Source organism: Ensifer sp. CCNWLY38 (assembly GCF_037120565.1).
Lineage (GTDB): Bacteria > Pseudomonadota > Alphaproteobacteria > Rhizobiales > Rhizobiaceae > Ensifer > Ensifer adhaerens_H.
On the sequence record NZ_JBBBBO010000010.1, the window covers coordinates 156918 to 177396 of the forward strand.

Below are 20479 nucleotides of genomic sequence, written 5' to 3' on the forward strand. Positions count from 1 at the left end.
ACTGCTTTTTATCAGAACGACGAGGAAATACCGAACTTCAGGTTCTGTACCCGGTCGAAGTCTTCCTTGGCAACCGGCCAAGCATAGTCAACACGCAGCGGACCGAACGGCGAAGCCCAGATCAGGCCGATACCGACCGATGCACGCAGCGACGAGTCGTTGCCCTGCACCGTTTCAGACGGAAGGGTCGCGACCTTGTTGCTGTAGAGCGTACCGGCATCGGCGAAGACCGCACCGCGGAAGCCGCTGTCACGCGGGATGCCCGGAAGCGGGAACGTCGCTTCGGCCGAAGCCGTAAAGTAGGTCGTGCCGCCGAGCGCATCGCCCGTCGCCTGATCGCGCGGACCGATACCGTTGCGCTCGAAGCCACGAATATCGTTGGAGCCGAGCTGGAACTGGTCGAAGACCTGCAGATCGCTGCCGGTTTCGAAGACATGACCGGCGCTACCAGCAAGCGACGCGATGATGTCCGCCTCGTCGTTGACCGTGTAGTACCACTTGGCCTTACCGGTCATCTTGTAGAAATCGGAGTCGCCGCCAAGACCTGCAAACTCGTGCGTGAAGGTCGCCAGGATGCCGTCATGCGGCAGCTGGGGATCGTCGAGCGTGTTGTAGGTGATCGACTGCGACACCGACGAACGGACCCAGTTTCCACCCTCAACTGCACGAACGTAGGGCGACGAGAGCTTCGCGACGTTACCGCTATAGTCGAACTGCGTGAAGTTGTAGCGCAGCGTGGTCGACAGATTTTCGGTGATCGGCGCCGTTACGCGCAGGCTGAAGCCCTGATCTTCGTAGCTGTAGTCCTCGTCGTCGAAGTCGTTCTCGTTCTTGAAGACGTCAAAGCCGGCAGCCAGACGATAGCCAAGGAAGTACGGCTCGGTGAACGAAACGTTGTAGGTCCGGCTCTCGTCGCCGCGACCGGCGGCGACGCGGATGTACTGACCACGACCAAGGAAGTTCTTTTCTTCGATCGACGCTTCGACGAGGAAGCCGCCGCCGCTGCCCGCAGAATAACCAGCACCGATACCGAACGAACCGGTCGACTGATCCTGCACGTCGACGATCACGACGACGCGGTCGGCAGCGCTGCCCGGTGCGGTCGAGATGTTGACGGTCGAGAAGTAGCCGAGTGCCTCCAGGCGACGCTTGGCGCGGGCAACCATTTCCTGGTTGAAGGCGTCGCCTTCACCCATGTCGAATTCGCGACGGATAACGTAGTCACGCGTACGGGTGTTGCCGCGGATCTCGATGCGCTCGACGTAAGCACGCTCACCCTGGTCGACGAGATAGTCGACGGCGATCGTGTGGTTGGCGAGGTCGCGGTTGCCGCGCGGCGTAACGCGCGCAAAAGGATAACCGGCCGAAGCGACACGCTGCGAAATCTCGCTCATCGTCGCCTGAACGTCCTTGGCCTTGTAGACCGAGCCCTCGCGGCTGAGGACAAGCCCCTTCAGCTCTTCGGCATTGACGCCCTCGACGGTCGATTCGACATTGACGGCGCCGAAGTCATAACGCGGACCTTCTTCGACGGTGATCGTCACCGTGTACTCGTTCGTCGCTTCATTGAGCGCCGCGTCCGAGGAAACGACCTGGAAGTCCGCGTAGCCGCGGTTGAAATAAAACTGGCGCAGCAGCTCTTCGTCAGCGCGAAGCTTGTCCGGATTGTAGACATCCTTGCGTGTGATGAACGAGAAGATGCCCGATTCCTTCGTCGCGATGATCGATTGAAGACGACCGTCGCTATAGGCCTCGTTGCCTACGAAATTGATCTGGGAGATCTTGGTGCGCTCACCTTCATTGATCACGAAGGCAAGGTTGACGCGCCCTTCGGCAACCGGAACAACCTGCGTCGTCACCGTGATGTCGCTGCGACCGATGGCAGCGTAGGCGTCCTTGATGGACTGGATATCCGTTTCGACTGTCGCTTCGCTGTACGGGCCGAGCGGCTGCGTGCGCACAACGCCCTGCAGCTTGTCGTCCTTGATCTTGCGGTTGCCGTTGAAGACGACCTGATTGACCAGCTGGTTCTCGCTCACGCTGACGACCAGCGTGCCGCCGGCGACGTTGATGCTGACGTCGGAGAAGTAGCCGGTGGAGTACAGGCGCTTCACGGAAGCGTCGATATCAGCGTTGCTGAAGGCCTTGCCGGGAACGATCGTGATGTTCGCACGGACCGTCTCAGCGCTGACGCGCGTTGCCCCGCGTACTTCGACACGATTGATGACCGCAGCTTCTGCGACGGACGTGCCTGCGAGCAACCCAACACCCGCGCCTGAAACAACAATGCTTGTTGACAGCGCAGCCGCCGACACCGCGTTCAAAAACCTTGAACCAGCTTTCATGTTCAAATCTTACCTTTTCCAAACGTCGCGCGGCAGTTTCGTGCCGACTCCGGTCACGGTTGCCGTTTTAACCGCTTTTCCCATACAAGCAAGCCAGCTCGTTAATTTCTGTTTACTTCAATTCGAACCGTGGCTTAACGGCCACTACAGCCTCGAGTTATCGTAAACAAAACCTTTCTTCGCAAGCCGTTGAAAACCAATCGTTCACAGTATCCGCCGAATTTCCCCTCGCCGTTTCCCCGACCGAACGCTAGCCGAAGAACATCGATATGTCGTTCCAGGTGGCAAAGACCATGAGCATCAGCACCATGGCAAAGCCGATCCGATAGGCGACATCCTGCGCGGCAGGACCGACAGGCTTCCCGCGCAAGGCCTCAACCGCATAGAACATCAAGTGGCCGCCATCAAGCACCGGCACGGGCATGAGGTTAAGCAATCCTATGGAAACTGACAGAACCGCGGCAATATTCAGCAGGAAAGGAATGCCGAGCGTCGCCATCTGCCCGGAAACCTGGGCGACGCGGATCGGACCACCGATCTGGTCCGCCTTCATCCGTCCGGTCAGCACGTTGCCGAGGTAGTCGAAGGTGCCCGTGATGACGTGCCAGCTTTGCAGGACGCCCTGCCCTACGGCTTCGATCGGGCCATAGGTGACGGTGCGGAAATTGCCGGCTTCCTGATCGGTCAGAATACCGATGACGCCAATCTCCATCTTGTTGCCGAACTGGTCGGTGAGCTCCGTCCGCTGGGGCACCATCGGCAAATCGAGTGTCGCGCCGTCGCGTTCGATTCGGATGGTGATTTTCAGCTCGGGGCGCACGCTGACGTAGCGACGAACGTCATCGAAGGTCGTCACCGGCGAGCCGTCGATCGAGATCAGACGGTCGCCCGGAATAACGCCCGCCTGTGCGGCTGCGCTATTTTCGTTCACGCGCGCCACCACGGGATCTGCGACCTGGCGTCCGTAGACGGAGAACAGAACGGCGAAGATGGCAATCGCGAGGATGAAGTTGGCGATCGGCCCTGCGGCAACCGTCGCTGCCCGCTTCCAGAGCCTGGCACCGAGGAAGGTCTTGCCGCGCTCTTCCGGGGCGATCGCCTCCAGACGCTTGTAGTCCGGCACGCTCGCCGCGTCCTCGTCACCGTAGAACTTGACGTAGCCACCAAGCGGGATCGCCGACAGTTTCCAACGTGTTCCGTGCCGATCGGTCCAACCGAAAAGTTCGGGGCCGAAACCGATCGAGAAGGCGAGGATACGGATTCCCGACCAGCGGCCTACGAGATAGTGCCCCATCTCGTGCACGAAGACCAAAAGGGTCAGCACGAGGAGGAAGGGAATGATGTAGCCGGTCAGAAGCTGAAAGGCATCAAGCAGATATGTCATGAACGTTCCTCAAGTCCCTGCGGCCAGCATCAAGGGCCAAGCAGGACCGAACCGAAGGCGATCTGGCGCCCATCGCTGACGAAATACTGAATCATGACCAGAATCAACGCCGCCACGCAGGCGAAAATCAAACCGTCGACCCGATCCATGACCCCGCCGTGCCCCGGAATGAGACGGCTCGAATCCTTCACGCCAAAGCGCCGCTTGATGAAGGACTCGAACAAGTCCCCAACCTGGCTGGCAACCGAGAGCACCAGGGCGATGATCGGGATCCGAAGATCTTGCAGCGAAAAATAAGCCATAAAGACGGCAACGCCAGCAAGAATGCCACAAATCGTGCCACCGATGGCGCCGGACCAGGTCTTGCCGGGCGATATGCGCGGCGCAAGCTTGGGCCCCCCGATCGCTCGGCCGGTGAAATAGGCGAAAATGTCGGTTGCCCAGACCACCGCGAAGACGAACAGCGTTGCGATCAGGCCGAGATCGTCGGCGCCACGAAGTGCCGCGAGCGATATGCCGGTGAGGCCCGCATAGGCGATGCCGCCCGGAAGCCACCAGCTTGTCTTTTGAGTAAGGACCCAAAGCAATGCCGCTCCAAGGCCGAACGCCAGGAAAGGAAGGCTGTAGCCGATGTAACCGGTGACAACGAGACCCGCGATCACGACTATCGAGAGCCAACCGAAGGCGTTGCCCTGGAAATCGCGCTCGACAAGGCCGGTGATCGTCGACCATTCGTAGTAGACGAGAAGCGCAATCAGGACCGAAAGTAGCTGGAAAGCGAGACCGCCAAACCAGGTCGCAGCGAGAGCGACCGCCGCGAGCACCACTCCCGAAGCGATGCGAAGCTTGAGTTCAGTTTGCATCAAGAACCAACCGCCCGCGTCGGCTCGACCAGTCCGCCGAAACGGCGCTCCCGGCATGCATACTTCTCCAGAGCCGACAGGAAAATCTCACGCGTGAAATCCGGCCACAGTTCCGGAACGAAGATCAGTTCGGAATAGGCGCCCTGCCAGAGCAGGAAATTCGACAGTCGCTCTTCGCCGCTCGTGCGGATGATCAGGTCCGGATCGGGTATGTCTGCGGTGTCCAGCGAGGCTGCAATGCGTTCCTGATTGATGTCCTCGGGGCGCAAACGCCCTTCGGCGACTTCCACTGCGAGGCGACGCATCGCCCGGGTCAACTCGTCACGCGCGCCGTAGTTGAAGGCGATCACCAGGGTAACTCCCGTGTTCGCCCGCGTCGTTTCCTCGGCCTCTATCAACAGAGGCAGGATGTCGCCACGCAGGTTCGAGCGGTCGCCAATGACACGGATGCGGACATTCTCGCGGTGCAGATCGGCGAGATCCCGGCGGATGAAGGTCTTGAGCAACCCCATGAGGTCGCTCACCTCCGGCTCCGGCCGGCTCCAGTTTTCCGAAGAGAATGCAAAAAGCGTGAGATAGCGAATACCCAGTTGGGCCGCCGTCTTGACGGCATCGCGAACGGTCTCGACGCCTTTGCGATGCCCCATGGTACGCGGTAGCCCACGTGCGTTCGCCCAACGCCCGTTGCCATCCATGATGATGGCAACATGTTCCGGAACGGTCGTGGAGATGAGGTTTTGCATAAGGCGTCCGCGAAAGGAGACTCAGATCACGAGCAGATCAGACCTGCATGATTTCCTTTTCCTTCTCGGCGAGCAAGCGGTCGATCTCGGAAATCGTTTCGTCGGTCATCTTTTGCACGCGCTCGGACTGAGAACGGCTGATATCCTGACCGATGTCGCCATCCTTTTCGGCTTTTTTCAGGTCGTCCATGCCGTCGCGGCGTACGTGGCGGACGGCAACCTTGGCCTTTTCAGCGTAATCGTGTGCCACCTTGACCAGCGACTTGCGACGCTCTTCGTTGAGCTCCGGCAGCGGAATGCGCAGGTTCTGGCCGTCGATGATCGGATTGAGGCCGAGGTTCGATTCGCGAATGCCACGATCGACGGCGCCAACCATCTGCTTGTCCCAGACCGAAACGGAGAGCATGCGCGGCTCCGGAACGGTGATGTTGGCGACCTGGTTGAGGGGCACGCGCGAGCCGTAGGCTTCAACGGTCACCGGATCGAGAACGTTCGCCGACGCCCGGCCGGTACGAAGCGATGCGATATCGCTCTTGAATGCGGAAATGGCGCCATCCATGCGACGCTTCAGTTCCTTCAGTTCAACACCTTCACTCATGGTCAAAACTCCCGTTCTAACATTCGCCGGCCGCAGGGGGCCGCTTTGCAGCTCTTTAGTTGTCTGTGACGATGGTCGCGCGACCGCCGCCGGTCAAGATTTCCGCGAAGCCACCCTTTTCGTGGATCGAGAAGACGACGATCGGAATGGTATTTTCGCGTGCAAGCGCAACGGCGGCAACATCCATGACGGCCAGGCCCTTTTCAAGCACCTCGCTGTGGGTCAGGCGATCGAAGCGGGTCGCGGTCGGATCCTTCTTCGGATCGGCAGAATAGATACCATCGACCTGCGTGCCCTTGAAAATGGCCTGCGCACCCATTTCCGCCGCGCGGAGCGCTGCGGCCGAGTCCGTCGTAAAGAAGGGATTGCCGGTGCCACCGGCGAAGATTACGACGCGGCCAAGCGAGAGATGATGAAGCGTTGCGCGCTGCGAGAAGCTCTCGCAGATTTCCGGCATCGCGATTGCCGAAAGCACGACCGTGTCGATGTCGAGCTTGCGCAGCGAGGTTGCGAGCGCCAGCGCGTTGATGACCGTTGCCAGCATGCCCATGTGGTCGCCGGTCACCCGGTCTCCGCCCTTGGAGGCCACCGCGACGCCGCGGAAGATGTTGCCGCCGCCGACGACGACACCGACTTCGACGCCCATCGCGCGCGCTTCGGCGATGTCGGCGGCGATGCGGTCGGCGACCGCCACGTCGATACCGAAGCCCTGGCTACCCATCAGGGCTTCACCGGAGGCTTTAAGGAGAACACGCTTGTAGATTGCTTCGGCCGGCATCATCGCTCCTGATCAGATCGGTGCGCGTGCGCACGACGACGGCGCACAGCGCATAAGGACATATTGCGCTACCCGGTTTCAACCGCTGCGGAGTAATTTCCGGCGGGTCCGGCGCATTGACGAAGCCCGATACACGAAGGGCACCGCGTTGTCACGCGATGCCCCGAGGTTTTCCCAATATGGGTGAAGAAATCAGCCCTTGGCGACGGCTGCAACTTCTGCGGCGAAGTCGGACTCTTCCTTCTCGACGCCTTCGCCGAGCAGCAGGCGAGCCATGCCGGTCACTTCGATCGGTGCGCCAGCGAGCTTTTCAGCGTCCTTGACGGCCTGGCCGACGGTGATTTCCGGGTTCATGACGAAGGCCTGCGACAGCAGTGCGACTTCTTCGAAGAACTTGCGCATGCGGCCTTCAACCATCTTTTCGATGATGTTGTCCGGCTTGCCCGAAGCGCGCGACTGTTCGATGAAGACGTTGCGCTCGCGCTCGGCAACAGCGGCGTCGACTTCTTCAGCGCGGATCGCCAGCGGGTTGGTCGCAGCGATGTGCATGGCAACCTGACGGCCGACCGAGAACAGCACTTCCTTGTCGCCGATCGACTTCAGCGCGACGAGAACACCGAGCTTGCCGATGCCGTCGCCAGCAGCGTTGTGGATGTAGGTGGCGACAACGCCATCTTCGACCTGCAGCAGAGCTGCGCGACGCAGCGTCATGTTTTCGCCGATCGTGGCAATCGCGTCCTTGATCGTCTCGTCGACCGACTTGCCGGTCGCCGGGTAGGTTGCAGCCGCGATGGCTTCGACGGAGCCGTCGGTGGTGAGCGCTACGTTGGCAACGCCGCGGACGAGTTCCTGGAAGGCTTCGTTGCGGGCAACGAAGTCGGTTTCGGAGTTGATCTCGACGACGACGGCCTTGACGCCGCCGCTGACGATGCCGACGAGGCCCTCGGCAGCCGTACGACCCGACTTCTTGTCGGCCTTCGCGATACCCTTGGCGCGCAGCCAGTCGATCGCTGCTTCCATGTCGCCGTTGGTTTCAGCAAGTGCCTTCTTGCAATCCATCATGCCTGCGCCGCTCTTTTCGCGCAGTTCCTTCACCATTGCTGCAGTCACAGTCATCTTTTTTGCCTCTTTGTCTGTTTGGCGGGCGTTGCCCGCGCGTGGCGCGATGCCAGGAGGTTTGGCAGGGAATGGCTTTTCAATGTGACACCATGATGAACGCGTCATCGTGGCCGCTGCTCGGATTCAACGACCCGAACGGATCGCGCCATCCCCGGCTGAAAAGAACAAGGCCGTTCAGACTTTCATCACAAACGGCCTTGTCCCGACATTTCATTGGGGGCGGCAGTGTCAGCTGCCGCCTGGGGCCGATCAGGCGTCGGAGGCCTCGTCGAGCGCCGGCTCGACCGGAGCTTCGGCAGAGGCGCCGAGGTCACGGCCCGATGCGCCCTGCTGGCGCGCAATGCCGTCGATGGCAGCGCGGGCGATCAGGTCGCAATAGAGAGCGATGGCGCGCGAAGCGTCGTCGTTGCCCGGGATCGGATAGTCGATCTGGTCCGGATCGCAGTTCGAGTCGATCACGGCAACAACCGGGATGCCGAGGCGCTTGGCTTCGTCGATCGCGATCGATTCCTTGTTGGTGTCGATGATGAACATCAGGTCCGGAGTGCCGCCCATGTCGCGGATACCGCCGAGAGCGCGGTTCAGCTTCTCGCGCTCGCGCTCGAGGTTCAGGCGTTCCTTCTTGGTGAAGCCCGAAGCTTCCGAAGCGAGGATTTCGTCGAGCTTGCGCAGGCGCTGGATCGAGTTCGAAATCGTCTTCCAGTTGGTCATCATGCCGCCGAGCCAGCGAGCGTTGACGTAGTACTGGGCCGAACGCTTGGCAGCGTCAGCGATGATTTCCGAAGCCTGGCGCTTGGTGCCGACGAACAGAACGCGGCCGCCGTTGGCGACGGTGTCGCTGACGATCTGAAGGGCGCGCGACAGCATCGGTACGGTCTGAGCGAGGTCGATGATGTGAACGTTGTTACGATCGCCGAAAATGTACGGCTTCATCTTCGGGTTCCAGCGGTGCGTCTGGTGGCCGAAGTGAACGCCAGCTTCCAGAAGCTGACGCATGCTAAAATCAGGCAATGCCATGCCTTTTTCTCCTTTTCCGGTTGAACCTCCGCGAAGCGTCGAGCATGGTCTTTCGAACAGCCCACCGGCGGAACGATCCGGATTTCTCCCGGAACATCCCTTGCTTCACGTGTGGAATGGCAGCCCCTTAACCGCAACCGCCCAAGAAATCAAGACGCGCAAGCCGCTTTTCGACGAGATCGGCTATTTGCAGTCCTCGGATTTGAAGACTTCGAGATCGGCAAGCTTACCGCTGAGGACAAAATCGCCGTAGTCCATCGTCAGGTCGCGGGTGATTCCGTTTTCGTAGAGCTTGAACGACATGCGATAGATCGGCAGCGCATCGCCGCTCTTGTCGTCATTGAAATAGGAGATCGTCACCGGCCAATAGGCTTCGCTGCCGAACTTGCCAGCCTTGCCGGCATCCGGCTCATCGGCGGTGGGCTTGCGCGATTTACCGACAAAGGTCGAGGTGATCAGCGTCTTGTCGCCCGAATCGGAGCCGTCGAAGATGCGTGCCTCAAACAGGCCTTCCCCCTTTTTCGCCCGCGAGATCACTTCCATCATGTGGGCAGTCGGGAAACGGCTGGCCGCAAGTTCCACTTCGCGCTTGTCGGGCGCGGTCAGCTCCACCTTGACGCCGCTTTTTTCCTCATGCGCCGTTCCGCGCACTTCCTTGTCCAGCTTCTCGTCGGTGAAAGAGCGCGTCAGGAAGCGGAAGTTACCCGTCTTCAGATCCTCATAGGTGGTCGTCTGCTGATCCGTGAGGCGAACTTCCTCGCCGGTGTCGACCTGGGTGACGAAGCGGAAGCTGACCGTGTAGCCCTCGCAGGACGAACCATTGAATTCATAGACCATGCGACCATACATTCCGGCAATGCCCGAACGATCCGACGCATCCTTGAGCTCAAGATCATAGACGGCGCGATGCGGCACGAGGACATTCGCACTCGCCGCCGTAGCACCTGACGCCGTCACGACGGCGAAACAAACGCTGCCCAGAGTGACGAGACCGAAGCCTTTATGAAACATCCGTTTCCTCCTATTGGACTCGCCGGCAATGCTATAAACAAGCGTTCGGCAGAAGCGAGGCGGTGTTTGCAGGAAAAAGCCGGCGCCCGCCGCGATCCGGCCTGAATGCAGGATTTTAACACAAAAGACAACAATGGAGCTTTCCATGTCCGCAGAGATCGAAACGCGCCTCAAGGACCTCGGCGTCACCCTTCCCCAGGCTGCGACCCCGGTCGCGAACTATGTGCCGTACGTGATCAGCGGCTCGATGCTCTACATCTCCGGACAGCTTCCGATGGAGGACGGCAAGGTCGCCGTGACAGGCATTGTCGGCAAGGATGTCGACGTCGCCCGCGCGCAACGCGCCGCCGAACTCTGCTCGATCAACATCCTCGCACAGGCAAAATCCGCGCTCGGCGGCGACCTCGGACGCATCCGTCGTCTGGTGAAGATCAACGGTTTCGTCGCCTCGACGCCGGAATTTGTCGAGCAGCACCTCGTCATCAACGGCGCCTCCAATCTGCTGGCCACCGTGCTCGGTGAAGCCGGCAAACATGCCCGCGCCGCCGTCGGCATGGCCTCGCTTCCCTTCAATGCCGCCGTCGAGATCGACGCCGTCATCGAGATCGCCTGATCAAGGTGCGCACCATGGCTGACATTTCCTGGCTGAAGGCCCAACCGATCGCCCATCGCGGCTATCACGACATGAACAGAGACGTGTGGGAGAACACGCTTTCGGCATTCTCCCGCGCCGTTGATGCCGGTTTCGCCATCGAGTGCGACCTGCAATACACCGCCGACAGCATCCCGGTCGTCTTCCATGATGACGACACCCAGCGCCTTTGCGGCATCAAGGGCGACGTGCGCTCGCGCACCGCCGGCGAGCTCGGCCTGATGGCGATCGGCGGGACGAAGGACAAGGTGCCGACGCTGACGCAGATGCTGCGCCTGGTCGCAGGCAAGGTACCGCTGGTCATCGAACTCAAGGGCCGCAAAGGCGACGACGAGGGCTTTGCCGCCGCCGTGCTGGAGACGCTCGAAGGCTACAAGGGACACGTCGCCCTGATGAGCTTCGATCACTGGCTGCTCAAGGACCTGAAGGCGCTCGACGCGCCCTACCCGCTCGGCCTCACTGCGGAAGGCGCCAATCCCGAGACGTTCTTCGTGCACGAGGAAGCCATGCAGCTCGGGCTCGACTTCATCTCCTACCACTACGGCCACCTGCCGAACTCGTTCATCACCAAGGAGCGAACGCTCGGCAAGACGATCATCACCTGGACCGTGCGCGACCGCCAGGCCGAGGCCTACACGTTCGCCAACGCGGATCAGATGACCTTCGAGGGCTTCGACCCGCGGGAGGCCCTGGTTTCCTGATCTGATGTCAGACGCCGTCACCATCCGCATAGCCCAATCCTTCGCCGATGTGCCGGCAGCACGCTGGAACGTGCTTTCTGGCGCATCGAAGGAACATCCCGGCGGCGTCTACAATCCCTTCCTCTCGCATGCCTATCTCTCGGCTCTCGAGGAATCCGGATCCGCAACCGCGAAAACAGGCTGGCTCGGCCAACACCTGCTTCTCGAAGGGTCGGACGGCCATCTGCGCGGCGGCCTTGTCTGCTATCTGAAGAACCACAGCCAGGGCGAATATGTCTTCGACCATGGCTGGGCCGACGCTTTCGAGCGGGCCGGCGGGCGCTATTATCCGAAACTGCAAAGCTCCATTCCCTTCACGCCAGCCACCGGACCGAGGCTGCTTGCGGCGCCGGGTGAAAACCAGAGCGCCGTTGAAGATGCGCTCGCCGCAGGCTTGAAGGAGCTTGCGCGCAGACACGATGTCTCGTCGGCGCATGTCACCTTCGTGCCGGAAGCCGAAATGCCTGCCCTGGAGCGCGCCGGATTCCTGCACCGCACCGACCAGCAGTTCCATTTCACCAACGAAGGCTATGGATCGCACGCCGACTTCCTGGAGACCCTTGCCTCACGCAAGCGCAAGGCACTCAAGAAAGAACGCAGGGCTGCGCTCGAAAACGGCATCTCGATCGACTGGCTGACCGGCAGCGATCTGACCGAAGCGATCTGGGATCAGTTCTTCGCCTTCTACATGGATACCGGCGGCCGCAAGTGGGGCCGGCCCTATCTGACACGCGCCTTCTATTCGCTGATTGGCGAGCGCATGGCCGACGATATCCTGCTGGTGATGGCGCGCCGCAACGGACGCTACATCGCAGGCGCAATCAACTTCATCGGCGGCGACGCGCTTTATGGCCGGCACTGGGGCTGCATCGAAGACCATCCGTTCCTCCATTTCGAGATCTGCTATCACCAGGCGATCGATTTCGCGATCGCCAAGGGACTGAAGAGGGTCGAGGCCGGTGCCCAAGGCGAACACAAGCTCGCGCGCGGCTACATGCCCGTCACCACCCATTCCGCGCATTTCATCACGCATCCAGGGCTCGCCCGCGCTGTCGCCGATTATCTCCAGCGCGAGCGCAGGGATGTGGAGGAAACGGGCGAGATTCTTGCAGAACACGGGCCTTTCCGCAAAGGTGAGCGGCAAGACGACTGAACGGCTTTCGGTCAGGTCCGCCCGCGCCAATTCACGAGGAAGAACAATGAGCTACGACGACAGCAACATCTTCGCCAAGATCCTGCGCGGCGAAATTCCCTCGCACCGCGTCTACGAGGATGACGCGACGATCGCGTTCATGGATGTCATGCCGCAGGCCGAAGGCCACTTGCTCGTCGTTCCGAAGACGCCCTCGCGCAACTTGCTCGATGCGGATCCGGCGACGCTGCCAGCGCTGATCGCCACCGTGCAGAAACTGGCGGTCGCGGCGCAAGAGGCCTTCGAGGCCGATGGCGTGACGGTCATGCAGTTCAACGAGGCACCGGCCGGCCAATCGGTCTTCCACCTGCACTTCCATGTCATTCCGCGACGGGCCGGCGTGCCGCTGAAGCCGCATTCCGGCACGATGGAAGACGGCGCTGTGCTGGCGGCCAATGCCGAAAAGGTTCGGCAGGCGCTCTGATCGCGCCTTCAAGCCACCTCAGAAATGTTGCTCCGCCGAGCCGGCTTCACGGCTCGGCGGAAGGCTTTCTCCCGGGACCAGCTCTGCAGAGTGCGCGATCAAAAGCCGAGTAGCCAGAGCCCCAGGGCGAGCGCTGCGATGGCTGTCGCTATTCCGATCGCCGGCTTTCGTCCGAACAGAAAGAAAGCGACCGCCCCAAGTGTGACGGACCCCACGCGCAGCCAGAGCGGGGATTGTTCGAGAACGCCTGTCGGATAAAGAATGAGCTTCGCGATGACCGCGGCGACAAGAGCGGTCGCGACCGCCCTCACCCAGTTCAGCGCCTCGGAATCGTCCCGTAGCTTGTTGCCGGCAACGACGCCGAGCCAGCGCCAGATGTCGGTCGCGAGCCAGCCGGCAATCGCGATGAAGGCATAGGCCCACCAACCGTCCTGCCACGTCATGCGCCCACCTCCTTGCGCTGGCGCCAGAGGCGCTCGCCCAACCAGGCGAGCGTGCCGCCGACAAGGCCGGCGAGCAGGATGTCGAATTCCGGAAACAGCCAATAGAACAGCGGCCCGCCGGCAAGGCCGAAGAGCAGCGCGACGTAGACGACGGGGTGGCGCGCCGAATGCCAGATCGATGCGAGGAAATAGACAGGCGTCAGGAAGAACAGGCAGCCGGCAACGATCGGCGGGAAGTCCGCGACGAAATGGTAGACGACCGCAACCAGCAGCATGTTCGCCGCAACGAGCGTGATGCCGAAGCCGGCAAAGAAGGCAACGCGCCGCTCACGCGGCACCTTCGGCACCTTCTCCATTGCGAATACCCAGGCTGTGATCGCGACGAAGTGCGAAAGGAAGAGGAGCAGCCAGGTCGGCGTTCTCGATGTGCGCAGTTCCGGGACGAGTGCTGCAACCATCGGCATCAGCCGGACGGACGACAGCGAAACCGCCAGGAAAGCCGCCGCCAAGTTCGCGCCGCTCATCATCGAACTGACAAGAATGACCTTGGCCGGAAGCGCCCAGACCATGCCGACCATGAAGACGACCTGCTGCACTGGGATACCGGCTTGCGCCGTCAGTGAACAGAAGCCGACGAAGGACAGCATCAGGATGAAGGCTGGCAGGCTGAAGATGCCGCGCATACCCTTCGCGAACCAGGCGAGCGATGATTGCTCGTCTTCTTCCCTATCCATTGGCAATTCCGGATTGTGTTTGATTCCGATCACGATGATCTTGGGTCGAATCGACCCGAGATCATCGTGATCGAATATAGGTTATTGGAGCGGGATGCGGGCGAAAAACCGCGCACACTTTTCCTCATCCCGCTCTTAAAAAAACGGTGCCGGATGGTTTGCATCCGGCACCGTAACATCTCTTGCAGGGGCCTATTTCTTGCGTGGCACCTTCGGCACCGTGCGGCCCTTTCTCGGAGCCGCGTCGCCTGCCCCGGCCTCGCCATCGGACGATGCCTTGGCGGCGGCCTTCTTCGGTTTGGACTTCGGTGCAGGCTCGGCGCCCACTTCTTCCTTGTCATCAGCCTTCTTCGGTTTGGTCGCCTTCATCGCCGGGCGGGAAACCTCCGCCTTCGGCTTGATCGGCGTCGTTTCCGGAACCGCATCGAGCAGCAAGCCCTTGGTGCCATCGGCCTTGGTGCCGATCGTCACCTTGACGACGCCGCCCTTCTTCAACTTGCCGAAGAGGATTTCATCGGCGAGCGGCTTCTTGACGTTTTCCTGGATGACGCGGGCGAGCGGCCGGGCACCCATCTTCTCGTCATAGCCCTTCTCGGCGAGCCAGGCGATTGCCTCGGGCGCGAGGTCGAAGGTGACGTTGCGCTCGGCAAGCTGGGTCTCCAGCTGCATGACGAACTTCTGCACGACCTGGTGGATAACCGGGGTCGGCAGCGAAGCGAAGGGAATGACCGCGTCCAGACGGTTGCGGAATTCCGGCGTGAACAGGCGGTTCAGCGCCTCTTCGTCTTCACCCGTACGCTTGGAAGAACCGAAGCCGATGGCGGCCCGGGCCATTTCCGATGCGCCGGCATTGGTGGTCATGATCAGAATGACGTTGCGGAAGTCGATCTTCTTGCCGTTGTGATCGGTCAGCGAGCCGTGGTCCATGACCTGCAACAGGATGTTGAACAGGTCCGGATGCGCCTTTTCGATCTCGTCGAGCAGCAGCACGCAATGCGGATGCTGGTCTACGCCATCGGTCAACAGGCCGCCCTGGTCGAAGCCGACATAGCCGGGAGGTGCACCGAGCAGACGCGAAACCGTGTGCCGCTCCATGTATTCCGACATGTCGAAGCGCAGGAGCTCGACGCCGAGCGACGTCGCAAGCTGCTTGGCGACTTCCGTCTTGCCGACGCCGGTCGGGCCGGAGAAGACGTAGCAGCCGATCGGCTTGTTCGGCTCCCGCAGGCCCGCACGCGCCAGCTTGATCGAAGACGCGAGCGCTTCGATCGCCAGGTCCTGGCCATAGACAACGGACCGCAGTTCCTTTTCAAGGTTGGCGAGCACCGCCTCGTCGTCCTTCGAAACGGTCTTCGGCGGGATGCGCGCCATCGTCGCGACCGTCGCCTCGATCTCCCTCTCGGTGATCAGTTTGCGGCGCTTGCTTGCGGGCAACAGCATCTGTGCCGCGCCGGATTCGTCGATCACGTCGATCGCCTTGTCAGGCAGCTTGCGGTCGTTGATATAGCGGGCCGAAAGCTCAACCGCGGCCTTGATCGCCTCGTTCGAGTACTTCAGGTGATGATATTCCTCGAAGTAAGGCTTCAGCCCCTTCATGATCTCGATCGCGTCGGCAATCGTCGGCTCGTTCACGTCGATCTTCTGGAAGCGGCGGACAAGTGCCCGGTCCTTTTCGAAGAACTGGCGGTACTCCTTGTAGGTGGTCGAACCGATGCAACGGATCGCGCCGGAGGAGAGTGCCGGCTTCAGGAGATTGGACGCATCCATCGCGCCACCGGAGGTGGCTCCAGCGCCGATGACGGTGTGGATCTCGTCGATGAAGAGCACGGCGCCCGGATAGTCCTCAAGCTCCTTGACGACCTGCTTCAGGCGCTCTTCGAAATCACCGCGATAGCGCGTGCCGGCGAGCAAGGTGCCCATATCCAGCGAGAAGATCGTCGCATCCTGCAGCGCTTCCGGTACCTTCTTTTCGACGATCCGCTTGGCAAGGCCTTCGGCGATCGCCGTCTTGCCGACGCCGGGGTCGCCGACATAGAGCGGATTGTTCTTCGAGCGGCGGCACAGCACCTGGATGGTGCGGTTCACCTCGGCGTGACGCCCGATCAGCGGGTCGATCTTGCCGGACTTCGCCTTTTCGTTGAGGTTGACGCAATAGGCCGTGAGCGCGTCCTGCTGCTTCTTGGCGCCAGTTTCCTCGGTGTCGCGCGAAGGCTTCTGCTCGGATTCGTGATCGTCGGCGCCGCGTACCGGCCGGGACTCGGAGCTGCCGGGGCGCTTGCCGATGCCGTGTGAAATGAAGTTGACGGCGTCGTAACGCGTCATTTCCTGCTCCTGCAGGAAATAGGCAGCGTGGCTTTCGCGCTCGGCGAAGATGGCAACCAGCACATTGGCGCCGGTCACTTCCTCGCGGCCGGACGACTGGACATGGATGACCGCGCGCTGGATGACACGCTGGAATCCCGCCGTCGGCTTGGAATCCTCGTCGTAGCCGGTCACGAGATTGGAAAGCTCGTTGTCGACATAATCCGTCACGGTCTTGCGCAGCGTCTCGAGATTGACGTTGCAGGCGCCCATCACGGCCGCCGCGTCGGCATCATCGATCAATGCCAGAAGCAGATGCTCGAGCGTGGCGTATTCATGGTGGCGCTCGTTGGCAAAAGTCAGTGCCTGGTGTAGCGCCTTTTCGAGACTGGGCGAAAATGTTGGCACGTTAGTTCCTCATTTCTTTTCCATGACGCATTGCAACGGATGCTGATGCTGCCGGGCAAAATCCATCACCTGCGTCACCTTGGTTTCGGCGACCTCATAGGTGAAGACGCCGCACTCTCCCACGCCATGATTGTGGACATGAAGCATAATGCGGGTCGCCTCTTCCGGGTTCTTCTGAAAGAAGCGCTCCAGAATATGGATGACAAATTCCATCGGCGTGTAATCGTCATTCAAAAGCAGAACACGATACAAACTCGGCTTTTTGGTCTTCGGCTTGGTACGCGTGATGACGGACGTGCTGCGGTTGTTGCCGTTTCCCTCGTCATCGCTACCTTGCTGCATCCGGACCGGCATGGCGATCATTCTTGTCAGTTCCTTGTACAGCAGCGACCCCACTGAACTTGGCCGCAGCGTGCTTGCCCTTTATCTAATGGTTCGTTTCCAGATTTTAAGACCGAACCAACGCACTGCAATCATAATCGCACGACCGCGCGCAAGATTGATCAACTTTCTTCGGGCTGCTCACAGCTAAAGCGGGAAAATAAAAGGGCCGGTCGCAATCGCTGCGACCGGCCCTTGAGAAACTTGCTCTGTACTTAGCGATCAGGCGGCGGCAGCGGCCGCCTTCACTGCTGCCGTTGCCTTGGCAACCGGCGCTTCGTAGGGCTTGTAAGCGTCCTTGGCGAGATCAGCGTACATTTCGCCGATCTTCGTTGCCTCGGCGACGAAGCCTTCGTAGCTCGCCTTGATGAAATTGGTCTGCAGTTCGAAAACAGCTTCGACACTCTTGGTGCTCGACAGCTTCTCGACGTGCGCGACGCCATCTTCAAAGGACTTCTTGGAGTAGTCCGCAGCTTCAGTCGCGATAGCCTGGAGACCCTTGGTCCAAGCGGAATAGCTCTTTACAGCCACGTCAATGGCTTCTTTGCTCTTCTTGTTTGCATCGTCGAAGTTGAACATCGGGTGTCTCCTTAGTGACGGCCTGATCTGGAGGCTTCAGTTTATGTGCACTGCACAAAAAGTCAAGACGAGTGTGCGACGCAATAAAACGCAACGGATGCAACAACTTGATGAAGAAATGCGCTCTCGCGAAAAAAATTCTTACGGCGCGATGAAGAACCAAGATGAGCGACGCGAGCAATTGCTCAGCGCAATGCATAAATCCCCACCAAAAACAATAAACCCCGAAAATCTCAGGGGATTTTCGGGGTTTATTGTCTCCGCACGTCCTCGTCAGACTTAGAGGTCGATGTCGAGGATTGCCATGGAGAAATTGTAGGAAAGCTCGCCATCTTCCTCATCGCGGAAAACGACACCGAGGAACTCGTCACCGAGATAGACTTCAGCGGACTCGTCCTTCTTCGGGCGAGCCTTGACGACCATCTGCTGGTTGAAGGTGCGCTTGAAATAGGCTTCAAGCTTGCGGATTTCTTCGGGCTTCAAAACACGTCTCCGTAGCCGTTTATCTGTGCGGCGCTTCTCGCACGCTGCATCGCCGGGTGTAAACCCCTCGAAAGAGGCTTACGCACGGTTCCCGTATGTTCAGATATCGAAGCTGCTCAGGATCTGGTCCATCTGACGCGACGGCTCGGAGCAACCGGCCTCGCCCACCACCTTCGCCGGCACGCCTGCGACCGTCGTTTTCGGCGGCACTGGCTTCAACACGACCGAGCCGGCGGCGATCCGCGAGCAATGGCCGATATGGATGTTGCCGAGGATCTTGGCGCCGGCGCCGATCAGGACGCCATCGGCGATCTTCGGATGGCGGTCGCTGCCCTCCTTGCCCGTGCCACCGAGCGTCACGCCGTGCAGGATGGAGACATTGTCTCCGATCACCGCCGTCTCGCCGACGACAAGACCGGTGGCGTGATCAAGGAAGATGCCGCGCCCGATGCGGGCAGCGGGATTGATGTCCGTCTGGAAAACGCTCGACGCGCGGCTCTGCAGATAGAACGCGAAATCCTTGCGGCCGCGCTTCAGCAGCCAATGGGCCAGGCGGTGCGTCTGGATGGCATGGAAGCCCTTGAAGTAGAGTACTGGCTCGATGAAACGGGTGCAGGCGGGATCGCGGTCATAGACGGCCTGGATGTCGACACGCAGAATGGTGCCCCATTCCGGCCAATCCTCCTGCATCTCCGAGAAGGTCTGTCGCAAGAGGTTCGCCTGAAGATCGGGATGATCGAGCCTTTCGCAGATGCGATAGATGACGCTTTCTTCGAGCGAGTGCTGATTGACCACCGTCGAATAGAGGAAGGCCGCAAGCATCGGGTCCTGCTCGGCTGCCACGCGGGCCTCCTCACGCAGGCTGTTCCAGATCGGGTCCATCACCTTCAAAGCTTCCGTCTGGCGAAGTTCGGTCTTGGCGACCATCGTCGCTCTCCTTCCTGTCCGTCCTACAGTCACTATAGGGGAAATCCGGTATGACTTAAATGGCCCGGCCTCAGTTCCACCCTCGGTCGAACGGCTCGGAAGCGGGCAAGCGTGCGGTGCTTCCCGCGTTCCGTCTCGTTCGGCAGTCTAGGCGCGCCCCACTTCCTCGAGGAATTCGACCACGGCCTTCTTGAAAACCCGGTCACCCACGGCGAGCATATGATCCCTGCCCGGAATATCAAGCGCACGCGCGTTGGGCATCAACTCCGCTAGCTCCTGCGGTGAGCCGGCAATGTCGTCCTTGGTCCCGACACCGATCAGGGTCGGCACGTCGATGCGTCCCATGTCCTCAGCCGTCAGCAGGTCGCGAGACGTCGAGATGCAGGCCGCAAGCGCCTGCCTGTCGCTTTTGGTCTGGTCGGCAAAGGCGCGGAACATGCGGCCGCGTGCATGCGTCACGACATCCAGAGACGGCGCCGACAAGGCATCTGCAATCGGGTCCCAATCCCCTACCCCCGTCACCATGCCGATGCCGAGCCCGCCAAAGACCAGCGAGCGGACGCGGTCGGGATGGGCGAGTGCCAGGAAGGCCGAGATACGTGCGCCCATCGAATAGCCCATCACATGCGCTTCGGCGATGCCGAGATGACCCAAAAGCGCAACGGCGTCGCCCGCCATCTGCTGCGGATGATAAAGCACTGGATCGTAGGGTTTACTGCTTTTGCCATGCCCACGGTTGTCGAGCGCGATCACACGGTAGCCGGCGTCGCCCAGCGTCTTCAGCCAGCCCGGGAAAACCCAGTTGACGTTGGCGCTCGATGCAAAACCATGAATGAGGAGAATGGGCGCGCCGGCTGGATCACCTTCGTCGAAGAAGGCGATCTCCAGGCCTTCATGGGTAAAGCGGGAAAACGGCGGCGGAGTGAGATCCATCTTTATCATCCTGGGAGGTATCGATCCGGCGCAACCTAGTTCGTCGCTCTGACGAGTGAAACCCCGCCCTGGCAAAAACCACAGCTGCGGCGTGTTTGCCGCTACACTTTTGCAGCAAAGCTCACTATGGTGCCGCCAACTTTAGAGACTTGCATTCATCGGAGCATGACATGGCCGGCCACAGCATCCCGCACTTCCAAAACGACGGCGGACATCAGGCAATCGAAATCGGCGTCAAGGAATTCATGTGCACCGGCGCGTCCATTCCGTACGATCACCCGCACATCTTCATCGATATGGGCGACGACAACGAGAAGGTCTGCTCCTACTGCTCCACGCTCTATCGCTACAATCCGAAGCTGAAGGCGACGGAAACCAACCCGCCGGGCTGCCTCTTCGCCCACAAAGCCGCCTGATAGGCCAC

General features: G+C 60.6%; 23 protein-coding genes. 6 read left to right on the forward strand and 17 right to left on the reverse strand.

Annotated features, from left to right (window positions below; genetic code table 11):
* Nucleotides 1-11: 11 nt before the first annotated feature.
* From bamA to V7S54_RS21920, 9 genes are all read right to left on the reverse strand, one after another.
* Nucleotides 12-2345 (reverse strand): outer membrane protein assembly factor BamA, encoded by a 2334-nt coding sequence (gene bamA, locus V7S54_RS21880; protein ID WP_065376087.1) that lies wholly within the window; start codon nt 2343-2345, stop codon nt 12-14.
* A gap of 250 nt (nt 2346-2595) precedes the next feature.
* Complete coding sequence (gene rseP, locus V7S54_RS21885; protein WP_065376088.1) at nt 2596-3729, reverse strand: RIP metalloprotease RseP; 1134 nt, start codon at nt 3727-3729, stop codon at nt 2596-2598.
* Nucleotides 3730-3758: 29 nt separating this feature from the next.
* Nucleotides 3759-4592: a phosphatidate cytidylyltransferase gene (locus V7S54_RS21890; RefSeq protein ID WP_065376089.1), complete on the reverse strand. Its 834-nt coding sequence runs from the start codon at nt 4590-4592 to the stop codon at nt 3759-3761.
* Nucleotides 4592-5335: an isoprenyl transferase gene (locus tag V7S54_RS21895; protein WP_065376090.1), complete on the reverse strand. Its 744-nt coding sequence runs from the start codon at nt 5333-5335 to the stop codon at nt 4592-4594. Before V7S54_RS21895 ends, V7S54_RS21890 begins: the two co-directional genes overlap by 1 nt.
* Before the next feature lie 37 nt (nt 5336-5372).
* Nucleotides 5373-5933, reverse strand: a complete 561-nt coding sequence (gene frr / locus V7S54_RS21900; protein WP_057255760.1) for a ribosome recycling factor — start codon at nt 5931-5933, stop codon at nt 5373-5375.
* 55 nt (nt 5934-5988) lie between these two features.
* Nucleotides 5989-6711, reverse strand: a complete 723-nt coding sequence (gene pyrH, locus V7S54_RS21905) for a UMP kinase (protein ID WP_065376185.1) — start codon at nt 6709-6711, stop codon at nt 5989-5991.
* Nucleotides 6712-6903: 192 nt separating this feature from the next.
* Nucleotides 6904-7827: a translation elongation factor Ts gene (tsf, locus tag V7S54_RS21910; protein ID WP_065376091.1), complete on the reverse strand. Its 924-nt coding sequence runs from the start codon at nt 7825-7827 to the stop codon at nt 6904-6906.
* A gap of 252 nt (nt 7828-8079) precedes the next feature.
* The gene (gene rpsB / locus V7S54_RS21915; protein WP_043622167.1) at nt 8080-8847 is read right to left on the reverse strand and encodes a 30S ribosomal protein S2; all 768 of its coding nucleotides are present in this window, start codon (nt 8845-8847) and stop codon (nt 8080-8082) included.
* 183 nt (nt 8848-9030) lie between these two features.
* On the reverse strand, nt 9031-9858 hold the full coding sequence (locus V7S54_RS21920) for a cell envelope integrity EipB family protein (RefSeq protein ID WP_057255753.1): 828 nt from the start codon (nt 9856-9858) through the stop codon (nt 9031-9033).
* Nucleotides 9859-10003: 145 nt separating this feature from the next.
* Between V7S54_RS21920 and V7S54_RS21925 the strand changes: the two genes are divergently transcribed.
* From V7S54_RS21925 to V7S54_RS21940, 4 genes are read left to right on the forward strand one after another with little or no spacing between them, the layout of a single operon-like run.
* Nucleotides 10004-10471, forward strand: coding sequence for a RidA family protein (locus V7S54_RS21925; RefSeq protein ID WP_057256068.1), 468 nt, complete (start codon nt 10004-10006; stop codon nt 10469-10471).
* Nucleotides 10472-10485: 14 nt separating this feature from the next.
* The gene (locus V7S54_RS21930; RefSeq protein ID WP_065376092.1) at nt 10486-11211 is read left to right on the forward strand and encodes a glycerophosphodiester phosphodiesterase; all 726 of its coding nucleotides are present in this window, start codon (nt 10486-10488) and stop codon (nt 11209-11211) included.
* A 4-nt stretch (nt 11212-11215) separates the two neighbouring features.
* Nucleotides 11216-12403, forward strand: coding sequence for a GNAT family N-acetyltransferase (locus tag V7S54_RS21935; protein WP_065376093.1), 1188 nt, complete (start codon nt 11216-11218; stop codon nt 12401-12403).
* 46 nt (nt 12404-12449) lie between these two features.
* On the forward strand, nt 12450-12866 hold the full coding sequence (locus V7S54_RS21940; protein ID WP_065376094.1) for an HIT family protein: 417 nt from the start codon (nt 12450-12452) through the stop codon (nt 12864-12866).
* Nucleotides 12867-12964: 98 nt separating this feature from the next.
* Here V7S54_RS21940 and V7S54_RS21945 read toward each other — a convergent pair whose 3' ends face one another.
* The 5 genes from V7S54_RS21945 to V7S54_RS21965 all read right to left on the reverse strand — a co-directional run bounded on the left by V7S54_RS21945 (nt 12965) and on the right by V7S54_RS21965 (nt 17712).
* Complete coding sequence (locus V7S54_RS21945; protein WP_065376095.1) at nt 12965-13309, reverse strand: AzlD domain-containing protein; 345 nt, start codon at nt 13307-13309, stop codon at nt 12965-12967.
* Nucleotides 13306-14043: an AzlC family ABC transporter permease gene (locus V7S54_RS21950; protein WP_065376096.1), complete on the reverse strand. Its 738-nt coding sequence runs from the start codon at nt 14041-14043 to the stop codon at nt 13306-13308. The genes V7S54_RS21945 and V7S54_RS21950 overlap by 4 nt, the downstream gene beginning before the upstream one ends.
* A 192-nt stretch (nt 14044-14235) precedes the next feature.
* Nucleotides 14236-16752, reverse strand: coding sequence for an ATP-dependent Clp protease ATP-binding subunit ClpA (gene clpA, locus V7S54_RS21955; protein ID WP_065376097.1), 2517 nt, complete (start codon nt 16750-16752; stop codon nt 14236-14238).
* Between the two features lie 9 nt (nt 16753-16761).
* Nucleotides 16762-17115 carry an ATP-dependent Clp protease adapter ClpS gene (clpS, locus tag V7S54_RS21960; protein ID WP_043622145.1) on the reverse strand — a complete coding sequence of 118 codons (354 nt, stop codon included), beginning with the start codon at nt 17113-17115 and terminating at the stop codon, nt 16762-16764.
* Nucleotides 17116-17355: 240 nt separating this feature from the next.
* The gene (locus V7S54_RS21965; protein WP_057255742.1) at nt 17356-17712 is read right to left on the reverse strand and encodes a phasin family protein; all 357 of its coding nucleotides are present in this window, start codon (nt 17710-17712) and stop codon (nt 17356-17358) included.
* 43 nt (nt 17713-17755) lie between these two features.
* Here V7S54_RS21965 and V7S54_RS21970 point away from each other — a divergent pair, with 43 nt between their 5' ends.
* On the forward strand, nt 17756-17995 hold the full coding sequence (locus tag V7S54_RS21970) for a hypothetical protein (protein ID WP_141679513.1): 240 nt from the start codon (nt 17756-17758) through the stop codon (nt 17993-17995).
* Here the strand turns inward: V7S54_RS21970 and V7S54_RS21975 are convergent.
* The 3 genes from V7S54_RS21975 to V7S54_RS21985 all read right to left on the reverse strand — a co-directional run bounded on the left by V7S54_RS21975 (nt 17992) and on the right by V7S54_RS21985 (nt 20055).
* Complete coding sequence (locus V7S54_RS21975; protein ID WP_034796738.1) at nt 17992-18195, reverse strand: DUF3126 family protein; 204 nt, start codon at nt 18193-18195, stop codon at nt 17992-17994. The genes V7S54_RS21970 and V7S54_RS21975 overlap by 4 nt on opposite strands.
* A gap of 99 nt (nt 18196-18294) precedes the next feature.
* On the reverse strand, nt 18295-19122 hold the full coding sequence (gene cysE / locus V7S54_RS21980; protein WP_065376098.1) for a serine O-acetyltransferase: 828 nt from the start codon (nt 19120-19122) through the stop codon (nt 18295-18297).
* Between the two features lie 147 nt (nt 19123-19269).
* A complete protein-coding gene (locus V7S54_RS21985; RefSeq protein WP_336408779.1) occupies nt 19270-20055 on the reverse strand; it encodes an alpha/beta fold hydrolase in 786 nt (261 codons plus the stop codon).
* A gap of 170 nt (nt 20056-20225) precedes the next feature.
* Here V7S54_RS21985 and V7S54_RS21990 point away from each other — a divergent pair, with 170 nt between their 5' ends.
* Nucleotides 20226-20471 (forward strand): zinc-finger domain-containing protein, encoded by a 246-nt coding sequence (locus V7S54_RS21990; protein ID WP_057255736.1) that lies wholly within the window; start codon nt 20226-20228, stop codon nt 20469-20471.
* The last annotated feature ends 8 nt before the right edge of the window (nt 20472-20479 follow it).

Coding starts and splice junctions, on each gene's coding strand:
- bamA (WP_065376087.1), bottom strand. CDS start 2,345: ATGAAAGCTGGTTCAAGGTTTTTGAACGCGGTGTCGGCGGCTGCGCTG.
- rseP (WP_065376088.1), bottom strand. CDS start 3,729: ATGACATATCTGCTTGATGCCTTTCAGCTTCTGACCGGCTACATCATT.
- V7S54_RS21890 (WP_065376089.1), bottom strand. CDS start 4,592: ATGCAAACTGAACTCAAGCTTCGCATCGCTTCGGGAGTGGTGCTCGCG.
- V7S54_RS21895 (WP_065376090.1), bottom strand. CDS start 5,335: ATGCAAAACCTCATCTCCACGACCGTTCCGGAACATGTTGCCATCATC.
- frr (WP_057255760.1), bottom strand. CDS start 5,933: ATGAGTGAAGGTGTTGAACTGAAGGAACTGAAGCGTCGCATGGATGGC.
- pyrH (WP_065376185.1), bottom strand. CDS start 6,711: ATGCCGGCCGAAGCAATCTACAAGCGTGTTCTCCTTAAAGCCTCCGGT.
- tsf (WP_065376091.1), bottom strand. CDS start 7,827: ATGACTGTGACTGCAGCAATGGTGAAGGAACTGCGCGAAAAGAGCGGC.
- rpsB (WP_043622167.1), bottom strand. CDS start 8,847: ATGGCATTGCCTGATTTTAGCATGCGTCAGCTTCTGGAAGCTGGCGTT.
- V7S54_RS21920 (WP_057255753.1), bottom strand. CDS start 9,858: ATGTTTCATAAAGGCTTCGGTCTCGTCACTCTGGGCAGCGTTTGTTTC.
- V7S54_RS21925 (WP_057256068.1), top strand. CDS start 10,004: ATGTCCGCAGAGATCGAAACGCGCCTCAAGGACCTCGGCGTCACCCTT.
- V7S54_RS21930 (WP_065376092.1), top strand. CDS start 10,486: ATGGCTGACATTTCCTGGCTGAAGGCCCAACCGATCGCCCATCGCGGC.
- V7S54_RS21935 (WP_065376093.1), top strand. CDS start 11,216: ATGTCAGACGCCGTCACCATCCGCATAGCCCAATCCTTCGCCGATGTG.
- V7S54_RS21940 (WP_065376094.1), top strand. CDS start 12,450: ATGAGCTACGACGACAGCAACATCTTCGCCAAGATCCTGCGCGGCGAA.
- V7S54_RS21945 (WP_065376095.1), bottom strand. CDS start 13,309: ATGACGTGGCAGGACGGTTGGTGGGCCTATGCCTTCATCGCGATTGCC.
- V7S54_RS21950 (WP_065376096.1), bottom strand. CDS start 14,043: ATGGATAGGGAAGAAGACGAGCAATCATCGCTCGCCTGGTTCGCGAAG.
- clpS (WP_043622145.1), bottom strand. CDS start 17,115: ATGATCGCCATGCCGGTCCGGATGCAGCAAGGTAGCGATGACGAGGGA.
- V7S54_RS21965 (WP_057255742.1), bottom strand. CDS start 17,712: ATGTTCAACTTCGACGATGCAAACAAGAAGAGCAAAGAAGCCATTGAC.
- V7S54_RS21970 (WP_141679513.1), top strand. CDS start 17,756: ATGTGCACTGCACAAAAAGTCAAGACGAGTGTGCGACGCAATAAAACG.
- cysE (WP_065376098.1), bottom strand. CDS start 19,122: ATGGTCGCCAAGACCGAACTTCGCCAGACGGAAGCTTTGAAGGTGATG.
- V7S54_RS21985 (WP_336408779.1), bottom strand. CDS start 20,055: ATGGATCTCACTCCGCCGCCGTTTTCCCGCTTTACCCATGAAGGCCTG.
- V7S54_RS21990 (WP_057255736.1), top strand. CDS start 20,226: ATGGCCGGCCACAGCATCCCGCACTTCCAAAACGACGGCGGACATCAG.